The organism is Halalkalibacter sp. APA_J-10(15) (assembly GCF_023017105.1).
Classification (GTDB): Bacteria; Bacillota; Bacilli; order Bacillales; family Bacillaceae_D; genus Halalkalibacter.
In genome coordinates, this window is record NZ_JALKEV010000002.1 from 287,467 (window position 1) to 304,898 (window position 17,432).

Below are 17,432 nucleotides of genomic sequence, written 5' to 3' on the forward strand. Positions count from 1 at the left end.
GTCACTGTGTACGAACAAACGAGAATTATTCTTGAAATTCTACTGATTTCATTAGATTCAAAGCATATTCTTCCTGTTGATCGACATCTATAGTGCAATTTTCAGATAAGAAATTACAAGATGTTGCATAAAGAAATTTAACGCTTCTATGGTTTGCATTTGATTTAATATAACTTATAAAATAGTAAACTTTACTACCTTCACTCACATTATGTAAAGTTGTTGCATAATAAAATGTCTTATCTCCATGAATAAATTCTTCGTATTCTCCTTGGTAATCTACGTAACTAGAAAGAAGTCTCAACTGACTATTTATATTTTCTGTCCCCGATCTATTATCATAAGTTAGCCTTAATCTGTATGAAAGGTTATCACCATAAACCTCACTAATATTTACAAGTTCTCTTGATTCTCCTCTTTTTATATAATTTGAAGAATCCACTGTAGCATTCTCCGGAAACCAAATCGTATACCCACCTGTTTTCGATTCAAACAAATAAAACCCTTCCTCCAATTCCTTCGTGGACTTCATAAATTCTCGCGTAAACTCATCTTCAAATGCAGGTACGTCTGGCGCATTCATCATACATCCTCCTGTTACGATCATCACTAGTACTAAGGCGATCCCTTTCAACTGTCGCAAAGAACCTCCTCCTTTCCTCGATGCTCTTTCTCATTCTGGCATAAGCTATCCATTTTTTTCAATTAGTAATTCGGATATTTTTCTTTTTAAGGCATTTGTACTATGGATTTTTATGGAAAGTTTGCTTTTTCTTTATTTTGATTCACGAGTCGTAGCTACCTTTCATCATTTGACTTTTTTATAAAATAACGATTTCAGCATCCATCTAGAAAAAATCATTATATGGAAATAAAAACAAGACACAAAAACACCAAAAAATAAATAGATAAAGGCTTCACCCCATTCGTTTTGGAAAATTGAAAGATAGAAAAAATAATTTAATAGTATCCCTAATATACCGTAGGAAATTAAAGCAGTAGGATAATATTCTATATCTTTTTTACGTTGAAGCTGTTGAAGTAACTTCTCTACAATAAGTGAAAAGGCACCACCTATTAAGCAAATAAGCGATATCAAAACAGAAGTCATGATAATCAAAGTTGAAAATGGCATACTAAAGACAATTGATAGTAGCCAGGACACCCCCAATGATAAAACAAATGAACAGATCAATACCGCGATAATCGTTTCAATTACTTTCAATTTAGTACCTCCTTTCAGCGCTTCTTATCACTATGAAAAAATGCTTTTACGTTAGTACCTTGTTAGAGATAGAGCGAATCCACTTCACAAGACGGAACGTCATTCCGCTATTTGTTCAAAAACGTCTCTATGAAACTCGTTATGTACTTCTCATTCCTCTATTTCCTCTTTTCGGGCTTAATTCTTGCCCATTTTATCGATTTAGCGGAATGAGGTTCCGCATCACAGGCTATCAAGCGTATTTATATGATTTAACGGAATGAGGTTCCGCTCGCTACGTAACGAGCAACGACTAATGACTCCTTCCCGACCAGAAATTAAACGAAACCTATCACTCCCTAATCCGTATATTATACATAGAACTACCTTTAAATGTTTACTGAAAGGCAAGGTGATTTTGTGTATAGAATTATGTCAAGCATACTCATAGCATGTTTGCTCTTCTTCATGTTCCCAGCAAATACCTTCGCTGTTGATTACAGTATTACAAATGTTGAAATCAAAGCATCTCTCCAGGAAAATGGAAATGTTGATGTTCATGAAAGCCATACGTATTCTTTTTCTGGTGAATTTAATGGAATGATTCGTGAATTAATTCCGAAGACCGACTCAGACATTGTCGACTTTGCTGCCTTTGAACATGAGAACGAATTACTTGTTGAACAAGATCAAACAGAGTATCGTATCCATCGTACTGGAAATAGTGAGACGATTACCATTGATTTATATTATCAAATTATGAATGGTGTTTCAGTCTATTCTGACGTAGCGGAATTTTACTGGCCTTTCTTTGATACGAGCAATGAATCAACCTATGAAGAATTAACGATCACCGTCACACCTCCAATAGAAACAACGGATGTTATTGCATTTGGATATGATACCGCTTTTGAAACAGATATCATTTCCGAAAGTGGACAGGTGCAATTCTTATTTGGAGAAGTGCCTAGTGGTGAAAATGGCGATATTCGAGTCGCCTATGATATGTCCCTGTTCCCGACAGCTTCATTGACGAAGGATGAGCCGATGAGGGCTGAGATTGTAGCGGCTGAACAACAATTAATAGATCAAGCAATAGCCAGAGCTGAGAGAACCGAATGGTTCGCTTCAGTCGGGCCGATTTTGACGATCGTCTTTGTCCTTATCTTACTAATTGCTTTGACTCATGCTTGGCTTGAAAAAAGAAGCAAACAAGTCGCTTTGATGAAAAACGAGTCAGATCAACTGCTTCCATCTCAGGAACTACCACTCCCTTCGACCATTTATTTTACGAACTACTACCTTCTGTCACCTGAATCGATCGCAGCATCCCTATTAGATCTCGTGCGTAAAGGGAATGTTCAGCAGCTTGAAAGCGATCGTTTTCGAATCGTGAATCGAACTGGGTTAGTGAGACACGAACAAGTTCTCGTTGAATGGTTATTCGACACAATTGGCAAGAACCACGAATTTAGCTTTGATGATCTTAACGCTTATACGAAAAATCAAAAGAACCATGAAACATACCAGCTTAAATATGATATGTGGCAACGTGAAATCAAAGACGAGGTGAGAGCAGCTCAACTATACAAAAACCGCCGCACCTATCGAGTTATACTCAGTTTCCTTAGTGTTGGCTTAGGAGTGTTCTCCATCTTATTAGCTGTCCATGACTTATTCGAATTATTTATCTTAACACTTGGACTAAGTATAGCATTACTATCGTTTGCACTCTTTTATCACCCACGAACGTGGACAGGAGAGAAGATCAAACACGAATGGAAAACATTCAGACAACGATTTAAGTCGGTTCAATCCTCCCAATGGAAAAGCTTATCAGAAGATGACAAAATGCGCGCATTCTTATATGGATTAGGGTCGAATGATAAGGAAATAACAAAGAAGAATGAAGAGCTAGCCAAAGCATTTCAGAAGCCTACTAGCGCACAACCAACAACGGCTACTCATAGCGCATATAGTTTTGACCCAACGTGGATTCTTGTAGCTGGTGTTGCCTCATCCACCTTCCAATCCGCTCAAAAGACAACTGGACCAGATACGAGTAGTTCAGGTGGATCGTTTACTGGAGGAGGTAGTGGAGCTGGTGGAGGCGGGGGCGGCTCTGGTGCCTTCTAACGATCGTTCAACGATCAAAACCAAAGCTCTAGGAATTCTCTTTGAGCTTTGGTTGATCTCCCTCCTCTTTCATTGCATCGTGTTAAGCCGATATAATAGAAATGTTTGTAATGACAATATTGCACTTATCATTTTTTAATATCATTCAACACGAAAGGGTGAAATTATTGCCAACCTGTCACAATTGCCAAAAACACTGGACCTGGAAACAAACGATCCGAAGTGGATGTACGATTGACAGAGGTATGAAATGTCCTTACTGTCAAAACAAACAACACCTTACAGCAACATCGAGAAAAAGAATGTTTCTTTTGACGATAGTTTCTATACTCCCCTTGCTTTTACCGATGTTTCATGTTCCGGCCATCATTCCGTTCATTTTGATCGTCGTGCTAGGGGTGTCAAACCTACTACTTTACCCATTTATATCAAAGTGACGAATGAGGAACGTCCGCTAAGATTAAAGTAATCGATAAGAAAAATTCATGATTTCACTAAGCAAAACGCGATAGCGTCTTTTCTTAAGTGCGTTGTGCGGAGCCGTTACAATGGTTTTCAGTTATTCTGAAAGTGAGGTTCTTTCAGAATAACGTGTATCGAGCAAAGCCAACACTCTTCTTTGAATGATCCCACTTGCCTCTTCGGTTCTTCTCACATTTCTTCCTCAAATTTTATACTTTCTTAGCTTTGCAAAAAGGACACACAGAAAATCTGTATGTCCACATTGATCATTGTTTCGCTCACTATTTACAAATCGGCACTTTATACCTATTAATTAACCACCCCAACCCCCGAATACTGTTCGACAGCTAGCCTTGCATCATTGGCTGATTGTGCATGAAACGAGTACGGCGGGACAAAATTCGTCGTTGAAGACAAATGACTATGAGGGGTATTAATGAACTGGTTTCCACTAAGGTTCCAATACCCTGTCGTCGAACTGCCATAAAACCATCCAACCGCTGTTTTAATATGACCTGTCGTAGGATCATTCTGGCCAGAACCGACGTTATCAAAATAGTTATTTTCAATAAACACTCTTGCGCCCATACGACTATTAATCGCTGTATCGTGAATATCCTTAAAGTAATTATTAACCATATGGACATCAGCGTAACGAATTAATGGAACTCTTGAATTAAGGTTGTGGAAGAAATTATGATGATAGGTAATTTTATCAGGTGCTAATGAGGCGTTATCCGTATGACCAACGAGCATTGTTTTCCAATGATTCTCAAATTTATTCCATGACACCGTAATGTATTCTGAATTTCTCTTAATATCAACAAGACCATCATACAAATCAGAATTATTGTTCCCGTCAAACTGACTGTAGAACTCATTATGATCGATCCAAATATTCTTACTTCCTTCAGTAACTTCAATCGCAGTTCCTTCGCCTGAGCTTGCCAACACATGATGGATAGACATATTTCGGACTATAACGTTTTGAGCATTGATGAGTCGGAGCCCGATGCCATCAAATTCTCCATTTGTTCCTTGTCCAATAATCGAAATGTTACGTATTTCATGAGCCTTACCTCGGTGGTTTTTCACTTCGATTTTATCACTTGACGAGTTTTGTAAAGTGATCGTATCAGTGACATAAATTGTCAACGGCTCATCTGGGTTACTACTTCTGCTTCGGTCATTAATCATTTGCTGAAGCTCGGTGCCGGTACTAACATATTCGACCCGACCACCTTGTCCACCTGTCGTACCGCCATTCATTGACGCATATCCCAAAGGTGCACTAAAATCCGGACTTTGACCACCAGAACCTACCGGAACAATCGTCCAAAGCTGATTCGAATGACCATAATCTTGCCACTGCACAACATTGGCTCCATTATCGGTCGAATGGTCAAATACTTCAAGTGCCTTCCCACTATGCCGGCTAATGAGCTTATACGAATTGCCAACTTGTTGAAGGCTCCATTGCTGATTACTCCCTCCATTATGATCCCATTGCACGATATTACCACCATCCGCTGTCGAACGCTCAAACACGTCCAACGCCTTTCCGCTATGACGGTTAATGATCTCAAAATAGCCATCACTATTCTCCATTAAGCTCCATTGCTGACATAAACAATTCGTATTTTCCCATTGCTGAACATTGGCTCCGTTATCCGTTAACGCAGCCTCCACTTCTAAATACTTCCCACTATTCACATTAACTAGCTGATAATACGTATTCGCTTGAAACGGCGACGCCTCCGCGGCTTGATTCCCCACTGCAAAAAATGAAACGATTAACCCAATTACGACAAGTAAGCTAACTCCTTTTCTCATTTCCATCCTTCCCTTCGCATTTAATTAGATTTACATGCTTCGAGTGTAGTTACAACTTGGATGTAAAATGAACGACTTTCGTCACGAGGCGGCACTCTTTCTCCATCTTCTCTGTCAGATTGTAAAGAGACTTACAAACTCTAGCAGTACTAGTAGTCCTTCCTTCACCTCCTTAACGCAAGAAAAATAAAGCGCTTACATAAATAAAATAACAAATGATTAACCAATATGATATAGATAGATATTCCTATTTTTTCATAAAAAGAGTTTTTAAGTAAAGGATGGTTACACATATATAATCCTCACCACATAGGTATGTGATCGATAATTTCATAAAAATGCTATTATTTCTCATTATTTAAGGACAGAAAATAAGAGCTGCAACATTGCAACTCTTATTGGAACAACAAGTAGATCGTTTCACTTTACACTACTACATATAAACATAGAAGCATCTTCGTTCATGAAAATCCTTTTTCCATGGTGAAAAGTCTTAATGTCCGTTGATTTAAATCCGACTTCGAGTAATTTCCTTTTCAATTCAGCATGCGAAAATCCATTATGAACTTTCGGGTGGTTGATTTTGTCGTTTTTATCAAAATCAATGATTATTAGCTTGCCACCACTATTTAAAGCGGCGAACAGGTTGTCTACTATTTTTTTAGTATCAGGAATATGAAGAAGAACTAATGACAGTAAGATTATGTCTGCTTTGAGATCAGGTGTTTCCTGAGTGAAATCTGAATGAAGGACATTGGCGTTACGTATTTCTTTTTGATGAATTTTAGAATTCGCCACTTCCAACATTTGTTTGGATGAATCTACTAACAGTAAAGAACCGACTAAATCTGACAATTGTAAACTAACAAGCCCCGTACCACTTCCATAGTCAATGAACGATTTTGATTGACTATTTTGTAATTCCGGTCGTAATTCCTTAACAATTACTTTTGCTAATTCAATTCTGTCCTCCGTATCATACCTTTTTGCCATTTCTTCAAATACGTTACGCTCCATCCTTCACTCTCCTTATGTCTTAGAAATATGCTTATTTCTAGCGTGACATTCTATTTGAATCTTCTCACTCAGTGCTTCTTCATTGTATCAGGCATTTTCAATTATATGATCAAAAATGCTTACTCATCTATTAAAGAAACATTCATTATCAGTCGTATTACAGAAAATATTCTAGATAAGAATACGCCTATTCCCATTAAAAGCCCTTTCCCCTTAACCAAGTAGCGAGTATTTCTTCTCTCTTACGCAACGAATCAGCTTTTCCGTCAAATGGATAAAGCCATTTTTCACCAACAATTTCACCATCCATCATACGTAAAAACGCCTTTGAGAATTATCTCTCAAAGGCATTTGACTTACATTTTTAAATTCATACGCAGCAGCTTAATAATCCTGCTCTGTTTTACCTTATTTTTAACAAGCACATCACCCATTATATCAATTTTCTCTGCCTCTTATAAACGAATAGCATCCCACCTATTAGAAGCAAGCACGTTCCGATTAATACAAATAAAAAGTGATTCGTCGACGTATCAGGTAACTCTTCACCACCTGAAAAGCCGCGACCCTGACCATCTTCTCCGTCTTGACCATCTTGACCATCCTGACCATCCTGACCGTCCTGGCCGTCCTGGCCGTCCTGGCCGTCTTGACCATCCTGGCCGTCTTGACCGTCCTGGCCGTCTTGACCATCCTGGCCGTCTTGACCGTCCTGGCCGTCTTGACCATCCTGACCGTCTTGACCGTCTTGACCGTCTTGACCGTCTTGACCGTCTTGACCGTCTTGAGCGTCTTGACCATCCTGGCCGTCTTGACCATCCTGGCCGTCTTGACCGTCCTGGCCGTCTTGATCATCTTCTCCGTCTTGACCGTCCTGGCCGTCTTGACCATCCTGACCGTCTCGACCATCCTGACCGTCTTGACCATCTTGACCGTCTTGACCGTCTTGACCGTCTTCTCCATCATCTGGTACATTCAGAACCTGTTCATAATAATCTCTAATTTCTCTTTCTGAAAGAACACCACCGTTATAGATACGCAAATCATCAATCAAACCATTGTATGGATCATCCCAGTAGTTTACACCTAAACCGAATACCGAATTAGAATGAGAAAATACATCTGGGAAGTTTGTTCCTGAAAACATTTCCTCTCCATTTATAAATACCTTGATCGTTCCTTGATCAACGGTAAAGACAACGTGACTCCATTCATTTTGTGGAATCGTTATTCCTGTATCCGCATCATACCAGCTTTGATTCCCTGACCATACGAGTGTCGTCTGTTCTCCCCCACTTGGTACAACACTTACCCAGTTACTCATATCCCTTGCACCAAAGAATGTCGTCGTAAATGGAGTCATTTCACTAGGATTTAGCCACATCGATACACTGTATTTATTACTATTAATTAACCCATTCGGTAATCGAATGCCATAGTCCCCATCAAGGTGCAAAGCTTGCCCGACAATTCCATCACTATACGCAACAGAACCCCCTTCATGATCAATACGATCGCCAGTTGTTATACCAGGCCCAAAATTATCTGTTTGATCATGAAGGCTACGATTAAAATGATAGTGAGCGGTTAACTCTGACAACTTTTGAAAACTAGCATAATAAGGTTCGCTCAAATCCTGTTCATAAATTTCAACGAGATACTCCCCACTAGAAGAATTCATTGTTCGATAGTTTAATGTGAATGTGCCATCTTCTTCCGTATTTGTTTCACCAATATAATCAATCTTACCACTTGGATCTACGACCTTGACGATTACAGTCCTTTCCACTTGATCCGTAAAGGTTCCTTCAATCATCGCTTCTTTCGTAGATGAATCATAAGAGACCTCAACATCCTCGATGTCAACGGAAGCTTTCTCGTATTCTTCTACCTCAAGGTTAAACGTACGAGTCACGTGTCCTGCTTCTGTCACAACCGTTATTTCCGAAGCTCCTTTTGTATGTGCATTCAAAAGGACACGGCTTTCTCCATTAGGAGTCATATACGGCTCCGAAACCGTTATCACATCTGGATTAGACGAGAAAAACTTCACATTGTTTACCAACGCCTCATCTGGAAGTACTTTGGCAGTCAGCATTGTTACAGTGCCTTCTTTAAGTACTTCTGATTCAAGGTTTACTGTCACATCAGTTACACGTACATCCTTTACGTTAAATGTCGCATTCTCTTTCTCTATGTTTGTATGAGGTGTGATTAATTCCAATGTATGATCCTCTTGTTGAACAATTAATAACTCTTCTTCGTTATAAGACTGAAATGACACCCCTTGATGATCCTCCAGACCGGGCACGATTTTGAACGTCGCCTCTTCTTTAAACGAATCTGTTCCATCATTCTTTTTCAGTACAATAGAAGTATCTTCTCTTTTCAAATAATAGCCGGGTCTATTTTCTGCTTGAATCGAAATGTATTCTTCCCCATCGTCAGCTAAGCCAGGAACAATAAACCATTCAAAAGCATATCCATTAGGCGACATAGAGTCAGTCAATACCTCTTCATTCATATGATACACGTAACGACTATTTGCACTGCTTTGAATCACATGAGGATCACCATAAATTCCGGATGATGTTGGTCTCATTTTCTTTATCGTTCCATCAGGATAGTAATGCATTTTCTCAATCGATACAGAACGCCGATGATCCCCTCCAGTAGGGAGTGCAGCTGTATGATAGACAAAATACCACTCATCTTGATATTCAAGTATAGCTGGATGGTTTGTCCCCGTTCCTTCTGTCGAGTCCATTAATTTACCGGCATACGTCCAAGGGCCTTCTGGACTGTCACTCACCGCATAACCAATGTCCTCAGGCCAATTCATCGCATAGCTTAAGTAATATTGGTCATTATATTTGTGCAACCACGGTCCCTCCGTAAACGATCCATCCATATCATTAATTTCCACTCGATGAATGTCACCATCAATTTCAATCATATTATCCTTTAACTTCGCATAATAAAGATACGTATTTCCCCAATATAAGTACGCTTGTCCATCATCATCGATAAATACAGTTGGGTCAATGTTATTCCAACGCCAGTCTCCCATATTCGGTGGTGTTTCCGTCATACTACTCGTCACTAGCGGTTCTCCTAACGGATCTTCCCAGCCTTCAACCGGATTGTCGGAAACAATCACTCCGATATTATAGCTCGTTTCAGCAGGATTAAATGCCGTTGTGTACCAATAAAACATGCCATCTCGTTCAATCGCTTGTGCAGCCCAAGATGAATCAGGTTCCGCCCACTCATGCACCGTTGATGGAACAGAGCCTTCAAGTGTCCAATTTTCTAAATCAGTTGACGAATATATATCCCAATCTGGCATTACGTAATAATCATGCCCTATTGCCGCTTGGTCAGACCCTGTATACAGATAGACTTTGTCATCGTAAACTAACGTTGCCGGATCCGCACTAAATCGATCACGAATGACTGGATTTCCAGGATGTTTCGAAGCAATTGTTTCAGCTGGTGGTTCTTCCTCTTCAACATCTCGATGTAAAATCTGATCAATTTGCTCATCTGTTAATGCGCGATTATACACTTGTACATGATCGAACGCACCACGGAAATAAGGATCATGATAAAATGCTTTTCCTAAATAAGCTTCTAAGCCTGCACCCATTGTTGACAAATTAGCAACCAACTCTGTATGCTCACCAACTAGTTGTCCGTCTTTGTATACTTTCATCGTGCTATGTGTCCCGTTTTCATTTCGCTCAAGAACAAGCCCAATGTTTGTCCAAACATTTTGTATACTACTCGTCAAGGTTTCTTCAATGCTCTGTTCCTTGCCCCATGAACCTACAGTAAGAGCAGTGTATAGTTCCTGCGATCTCGTACGTAAAAATAAATATTTATGATCATCTTGACCTATCCCAAACGTAAAGAAAAACTCATCTTCCATTTCCGATTTAATATCCATAAAAATCGAGACATGATCCTTCCCATCAAAATAGCCTTGTGGAAATTCGAAATATGGACTATCGGTGTTTGGCTGACCACCATCAAGGTACAAAACGCTTCCTTTTTCCGGATCATCCATATAACGAGCGCCATTCCAAAGGACACCATTATAATCTTCACCTAGAGCTCCTGAATTTTTCACGGTATTCTCCTGCAATGGTTCATTGAACGTATAAAGCAAATCAGGAATAAGCTCCTCTCCTGTATCTGGAGTAGCCGGTTTAACTAAATCCTGTCCCCATTTCTCGATTATGGCATCATATTCGGCTTGCGTTACAGGCAACACACTTCCATGCTTAGCTCCTGTAGGCATTCGAAATTCAGTAACATCAAGTTTACGAAAATTTCCGTTAGCTAAATCTCCAGCACTGTCAGCGATCAACGGAAAGAATCCAACACCGGCATTTTCATTTGCATATCCATCTAATAATAAGATCCACCTTTCCTCTCCATTTAATTGAAAAATAGCTGGACCTTCAACTCCGGCTTGATCAGCAACACGATCTTTCACAAATTCATATTCACCGAGTACAGAGTTGCTTTTCTCTAGAAAGACCGTAATGTCTTGCTCATTTTTTGTGAGCCGATAATAGTCTCCGTCATGTTCAATCATGGAACTATCGATGAATGTATTTTGAGACGTTCGATCTTTAAAAATTTCAGGCTCCGTAAATGTCCAAAAATCACGCGTTTTTGCATAGTAAATCCGGTGCCCTTCATCATTCACATTAGATGACCAAAATACAACATACTCGCCTGTTGTCGGATCATAGATCGTTTCAGGAGCCCACATATTCCCTGTGCCTTCAGGTGCTATTTCAATCATTCGTTGATCTGACCAATTGATTAAATCATCCGACTCCCAAACCATAATCGATTTACTTCCACGATTAGCATACTCCCACCAAGCTCCATCATTGGCATCTAAATCTGTTGCAATTAAGAAAAATCGATCTCCCTCCGGTGCTCGAATAACGTACATATCACGAACACCACCTGTGCCTAACGTAGATTCTAAAATCGGCTCATTCTTATTCATATCATCCCAGAAGAGCCCATCCTCACTTGTCGCAAGGTGAACATGCTGACTTTCTCCATCACCGTATAAATCACTACGAAAATACGTATAGATATACCCTTTAAATTCATCTAATTGAACGGATTCTTTTACTGTAACCGTTATATCTCTATTTCTCGTTTCTCCCTCATACTCCAAAGTAGCCGTCAATGTAACTGTTTGAGCTGTCGATTGACGATGAACGACACCAGGAGGAATGTCTCTATTTTCACCTGTAGCTTGATCTGTAATAATAGAAGGATCAGAAGACTCCCACGTAACCTCTACAAGGTGTCCATCAACGTCCATTTCACTCGGCAATGTCATATTACCCCTAATATCATGTGCATTTGGTATAAACAATTCAGAAGTTGCTTTGTTTAGTATGTCTGAGGTGTTAGCAAAGGTATTAGTACCAACTAAATTAGTAGGAATAACTAATAAAATGACTAATAGAATAATAGTAAATCTACGTCTTAAACGGTAATTCACTTAAGTTCCTCCTCTTTTTTGTTAACATCATACATACACGAACCTTTCTCACCTAAATGCACTGGAATCTAGCTTCTTTAACAAATATATTCCGTACATGGACATAAAGAAATGTACACCTACACTCTATTTCCCCCCTTATGTAGCATGAACTTCTAAAAGATTTAACACCACCTTCATTTTAAAACGCTTTCAAAACAGAGTTAATACATTCGTTTTTGAAAAAGGTACACTATATTTTGAAATCATATAAATACTCCCAAAAAATTGTACTTTTTTTTGATTTTATTGTATTTTTTCAATTCACTTAATAAGAGCATGGAGGATCTTAGAATGAGATTCTGTGGGCGCATTTTTACGTAGTCCTAATGAGCATCAAACAGATCATCATGTAAACAGATCTATTAAGACAAATCGGCTTATGGCATTACCAAAGGAGCCCAAAATCAATCATTTTGCATAGACAAAACGCATTTGAGAAATGACTCTCAAATGCGTTTCTACCGTTTACATTTTAAGGTTACCTTACTTATCCAGCATGAATAGGCAGAGCAGGGAACAGATTATTATTCCATAATCATATGATGACTCACTTCACCATCGCGCAATTCCCACTCATCTGAGTCTTCATTCAAATAGAAGACGAACACGTCATCCTCGTTGAATTGCTCAGAATCATATTCTAACGATAAGATGAAGCTATCATGAAACGATTCTTTTGCTGGATAAGTGAAGTGAATGTCATAAACATCACCTGCCACAACATAACCTTCATGTTCCACGTCGGTTTCGTCCAATTTGTTAATAACGACCGTTGTACCTACTGGTAAATCATCTGTATTCTCTTCTTCAAAATAATTTTCTTATTTGTCTATCTCGCAACGAGTCGATAACCTCTTTAGTAAACTTTCCCCTTCACTTGCAATTTTTCTAAATGATTCTTTTACTATAACAAAAAAAATTTATATTTTTTCAGTGCTCTCTCAAAATACCATATTTCTCCTTAAAGCGTTGTAAAATCCCTATCCATGTGGCACTGAATAGAAAGAGAAAGAATACATTTGAAAGACCGTGAGCTAAGTCAAAATAGAAACTAGCTACGTATGCGGATAGGAAAACTGGCCACGTCAATTCTCCTAAGAAACCCATAATAAACCATAGGTTCATAAACCAACCAAACAAAATACCGACAATAAAGCCATAGCCGATCAATCCATATTTATTCTTCATAACAGCGGTATTTCGCAGTAATCCTGCCACTAATCCAATCATTCCCCATGCAAACATTTGCCAAGGAGTCCAAGGTCCTTGACCTAAGAATATATTCGATACGATTGCTGCTGATGCTCCAATGATAAAGCCGGCTTGTGGTCCAAGCACGATCGCACTGACAATAATAACAAAGCTTGTCGGCTGGACACTCGGTAACGGAGCGAATGGCACACGACTGATTGCAGCAATCGCTGCAAGAACCGCTAAAAAGACAATTTCCTTACTTTGTATTTGCTTTAACTCAAACCTGGCGAACAATGGAATCGTCGTTAAGACCATGATCGCCATTGATATCATCAAATAGGGCTTATCGTCAAATACGATTACCGAAATGAATAACAAGGAGACGATCATTAGAGAGGATACAATTAAAATGGAACGCGGGTTTTCCATTTAGAATCTGCCTCCTCTAACGTTAACACTGGAACAGCTGCTTCCCTCGTCACCCGGTTAATCGTCGTTGTGTAAAAATAATTTCCTTTTAGCACGTCTTCTGCCTGACCAATAGAAGTAATTTCACCATCAAATAACCAAGCACAGTGCTTTGCATGCTCCGCTACAAATTCAATATCATGTGTGACCATTAAGATCGTCATCCCGTTTTGATGAAGCTGTTTTAATAGCTTTGCAAAAACCCTCTTTGAAATCGGATCCATTCCTTTTGTTGGTTCATCAATCAACAATAGCTTTGGCTCTGTTAATAAAACGGTTGCTAATGCAGCCTTTTGTTGCTCGCCACCACTGCAATCATGGATATGCTTTTTTAAGATCGATTGAATGCCTAAATCCCTTGTCAATGTTTCGATTCGTTCATGAGCATAATCGAGATTGAAGCGTGATGCAATTGTTAAAAGCTCCTCTTCTAACGTTTCAGCCATAAAACAAAGTAACGGATTTTGCGGTAAGTAGCCAACCGCGTTAATCCATTCCTTTTTTTTGTAGGACGATAACGATTTGTTTTTCCATTTTACTTTACCTTTTAATGGCTGCATGATATTTGCACAACATTTTAGAAGCGTCGTTTTTCCAGATCCATTTCCTCCAACAACAGCTAAGAAATCACCTTTCGATACGTCCAGAGACAAATTCCTTAAAATAAACGGACTATCTTTCTTATATTTATAATGAATGCTTTTTATCTGTAATAAAGGGCGTTCTTTCTCTTCCTTTGTATGTTCAACGTTACTAGACTGCTTCGCTTCATCAATCATGACGTCATTCAACCAATTTTGTGCTTCTTTTACTGTTACCGGGAAACCTTTAATGGCTGAAGCTTCTGAATGAAATCGAAAATAAAGCCTTGAGATTGAAGGAAGGTAGGACAGAAATCTCAAATCTTGACTTGTCCATACTTGTTCAATGACATCTTTCGTTTTGCCTTCATAAGCAAGTCCACCTTCAGATAACAATGCAACTCGATCTGCCAGTGAAAACACATCCTCAAGCCGATGCTCGACAAGAATAATCGTCATGCCAAACTCTTCATTTAACCGTCTAAGAAATTGCAGAAATTCTTTCGCCTGTACTGGATCTAGCTGAGAGGTAGGTTCATCTAGTAAAAGTAGCTTAGGCTTGAGTAATAAGATACTCGCTAAATTAATCAATTGCTTCTGACCACCAGAAAGGGTAATTGTTTCTTTATGCAATAAGTGCTCCAACCCAAAGAAATGAACCATTTCTGCGATTCTCTGCCTCATTTCCAGCGCTTCAGTCCCATGATTTTCTAGTCCAAATACCAATTCACTTAACACATCTTCCATCACGATTTGATTTTCAGGGTTTTGAAAAACATAGCCAATCTCATTTGAACGATCAGCTTCATTCCATTCCTCGATCTGCTGGTCCTTATATTGAATCGTCCCTGCCATATCGCCAACTGGAGTCAATTCCCTTTTCAACAATTTTAAAAAGGTCGTTTTCCCACAGCCTGAAGGCCCTGCAACCACAACAAACTCGCCTTTATGTATAGTAATGGAAAATTGGTCTAAAGCATTCACTGCTTCATTAGGGTAACGAAAGCTAACATTTGTCATTTCAATAAGCGCCATCTTACATGTTCTCCTCCTTCCAAAAGGATTGGGAAGCTGACTAGTAGAATAAATACGACAAAGTATGTCCAATCCAACAACGTAAATGTCCATGACTCAAGCTCTGGATATATAGTCAAAACCCCATAGCCTTGCTGCGCACCAACGATAGCTATCCCAGTCAAGGATAATAGAAAAACAATCATACCTAAGTCTCTTATTGTCAAATGATATAAGTGATAGACCGACCGTTTCGATGTTCCGTATCCTCTTGCTTTCATCGATTCTGCTGATTGTAGTGCTTCCTCTAACGACCAGGTCAAAAGCTTTTGCATATATAGCATTCCTCTTTGTGCTCTCACCTTAATAGAACCTTCCGTCATCGAATACTGACGCACTTTTTGAGTATCATATATTTCTTTCCACCTGCGAATAAACAAAGGCACAAACCGAATCGTCAGCATCAACAATAACCCCAATTGTGGCCACACCTTTCTAAATAAAAACATAAACTTTCTTCCATTAAGCACTTGATGAAACGATAGAAAGAGAATGAGAATACCGATTAATAATAATGCCATCACAAGACCATATACGATTGATTCTAGCGTGATCGGGTTATGACGGAAATAAAATAAGATCGTCGATCCTCTCCTAACGAAGATCGGGTTTAATAAGATAACAATCAACCCCATGAACATCAAATAAAAGACATATTTGCTTAATACCGTTTTGTTTCCGTGAACGATATTTAGTAAACAGAGAAGTAAGATAGCTGTTCCTAAAAATAACGGATGTGAAAAAAACATCATTGCACAGCCTACACAGAAATAGTATAGGAAATTGACAAAAGGGTGAATCGAATGGATAACAGCATTCATATAGTACTCCTTTCTTTACAAAAGCGAAGAAGCTGGGACAAAAGTGTTTTAATAAATGAGAACCCAAACATAGCGGTGCACATAAACCGCTCCTGAAATATACTTCCCTTCCCGCGGGAGTTTACGTATATTTCATCTGCTACATTCGCACATTGTTCGGATTCTCGGCTAAACACTTTCTTAATGTCCCAGCCTCTGTCTTTATGGTCGAAACGGCTGCAGCTCTGCTCCTAGGTCTTTTCCTAAATCAACGGTATACAGCCATTCGATCACATCACCGTCTAGTAATGGAACAACTCCCGCTCCTCGATTAGGGAAAATCCCATTCACTCTATACATCCAGCCACTTCCTTGACCTCTGTCAAATTCATATAGGTTATCAATACCTTCTACATAGGCGTTTGCACCCGTTCCTCCACGGAAGGACATATGAATTTTATTCTTTCTTGTTACGTTGATCAATACATCTAACACCGTGTCCCCTTCATTAATTTCAACGGTAACTGGGGCTAGAATCGTATCACTTTCGGCAACAATAGAATATGTAACAGTTGGAACAGTCTCCTTCGTTTCAGGTTCTTTGTTCGTCTTCTTTTCTTGTTGAGACGTTTGTTCCTTTTCCACCTTCTTGTCGGTAGACCGATTATCTGTTTCTTTAGAGCTTACAGATTCAGAGTTTGAGTTACTAGCGGTTTGATCGGTTGAGGATGTGACTTGTTCCTTTTCATGATCTGAGCTGGCAACTGACTTCTTTTCTGTGTGCTCTTCTTTATTTGATTCACCATGATCCTCTGAAGCTGAATCATTCTCTTCCTGCTTCTTCTCGCTATCATCGTCTTCTTGTAATTCTTTTGCTGCTTCTTCAGATGAAGGGGAGCTCGTTTCCTCAAGCTCCTCACTTTCAATTGATTTTTCAACAGCACTCGATTTTTCTATTTTTTTAGACACTTCATTCATTGCATAATCCGACTCAGAGAGTGCCGATTGGAACCCTAGTAAACCGATCGTAACGGCGAATACAGCAATTATCGCAAATAAAAGCTTTTTATTTCTGCTCATTT

The 17,432-nt window shown here is 39.2% G+C and carries 12 protein-coding genes; 2 read left to right on the forward strand and 10 right to left on the reverse strand.

Going from position 1 to position 17,432, the window contains the following annotated elements:
• Positions 1-25: 25 nt before the first annotated feature.
• Positions 26-643 carry a hypothetical protein gene (locus MW695_RS04170; RefSeq protein ID WP_247103671.1) on the reverse strand — a complete coding sequence of 206 codons (618 nt, stop codon included), beginning with the start codon at positions 641-643 and terminating at the stop codon, positions 26-28.
• A 165-nt stretch (positions 644-808) separates the two neighbouring features.
• Positions 809-1,225 carry a hypothetical protein gene (locus MW695_RS04175; RefSeq protein ID WP_247103672.1) on the reverse strand — a complete coding sequence of 139 codons (417 nt, stop codon included), beginning with the start codon at positions 1,223-1,225 and terminating at the stop codon, positions 809-811.
• 447 nt (positions 1,226-1,672) lie between these two features.
• Here MW695_RS04175 and MW695_RS04180 point away from each other — a divergent pair, with 447 nt between their 5' ends.
• Complete coding sequence (locus MW695_RS04180) at positions 1,673-3,340, forward strand: DUF2207 domain-containing protein (RefSeq protein ID WP_247103674.1); 1,668 nt, start codon at positions 1,673-1,675, stop codon at positions 3,338-3,340.
• A 110-nt stretch (positions 3,341-3,450) separates the two neighbouring features.
• Entirely contained in the window at positions 3,451-3,777 is a 327-nt protein-coding gene (locus MW695_RS23035) for a TIGR04104 family putative zinc finger protein (RefSeq protein WP_368859653.1), read from the forward strand.
• Between the two features lie 334 nt (positions 3,778-4,111).
• Here MW695_RS23035 and MW695_RS04185 read toward each other — a convergent pair whose 3' ends face one another.
• From MW695_RS04185 to MW695_RS04220, 8 genes are all read right to left on the reverse strand, one after another.
• Positions 4,112-5,635 (reverse strand): pectate lyase family protein, encoded by a 1,524-nt coding sequence (locus tag MW695_RS04185; protein WP_247103676.1) that lies wholly within the window; start codon positions 5,633-5,635, stop codon positions 4,112-4,114.
• Between the two features lie 420 nt (positions 5,636-6,055).
• Positions 6,056-6,652 carry a class I SAM-dependent methyltransferase gene (locus tag MW695_RS04190; protein WP_247103677.1) on the reverse strand — a complete coding sequence of 199 codons (597 nt, stop codon included), beginning with the start codon at positions 6,650-6,652 and terminating at the stop codon, positions 6,056-6,058.
• Positions 6,653-7,085: 433 nt separating this feature from the next.
• The gene (locus MW695_RS04195) at positions 7,086-12,191 is read right to left on the reverse strand and encodes a family 43 glycosylhydrolase (protein WP_247103679.1); all 5,106 of its coding nucleotides are present in this window, start codon (positions 12,189-12,191) and stop codon (positions 7,086-7,088) included.
• A 566-nt stretch (positions 12,192-12,757) separates the two neighbouring features.
• A complete protein-coding gene (locus MW695_RS04200) occupies positions 12,758-12,988 on the reverse strand; it encodes a hypothetical protein (RefSeq protein ID WP_247103680.1) in 231 nt (76 codons plus the stop codon).
• A 175-nt stretch (positions 12,989-13,163) separates the two neighbouring features.
• Positions 13,164-13,856 (reverse strand): ECF transporter S component, encoded by a 693-nt coding sequence (locus tag MW695_RS04205; protein WP_247103681.1) that lies wholly within the window; start codon positions 13,854-13,856, stop codon positions 13,164-13,166.
• A complete protein-coding gene (locus MW695_RS04210; RefSeq protein WP_247103682.1) occupies positions 13,832-15,511 on the reverse strand; it encodes an ABC transporter ATP-binding protein in 1,680 nt (559 codons plus the stop codon). The genes MW695_RS04205 and MW695_RS04210 overlap by 25 nt, the downstream gene beginning before the upstream one ends.
• A complete protein-coding gene (locus MW695_RS04215; RefSeq protein ID WP_247103684.1) occupies positions 15,493-16,371 on the reverse strand; it encodes an energy-coupling factor transporter transmembrane component T in 879 nt (292 codons plus the stop codon). The genes MW695_RS04210 and MW695_RS04215 overlap by 19 nt, the downstream gene beginning before the upstream one ends.
• Positions 16,372-16,572: 201 nt before the next feature.
• A complete protein-coding gene (locus tag MW695_RS04220; RefSeq protein ID WP_247103686.1) occupies positions 16,573-17,430 on the reverse strand; it encodes a DUF4430 domain-containing protein in 858 nt (285 codons plus the stop codon).
• Positions 17,431-17,432 lie beyond the last annotated feature (2 nt).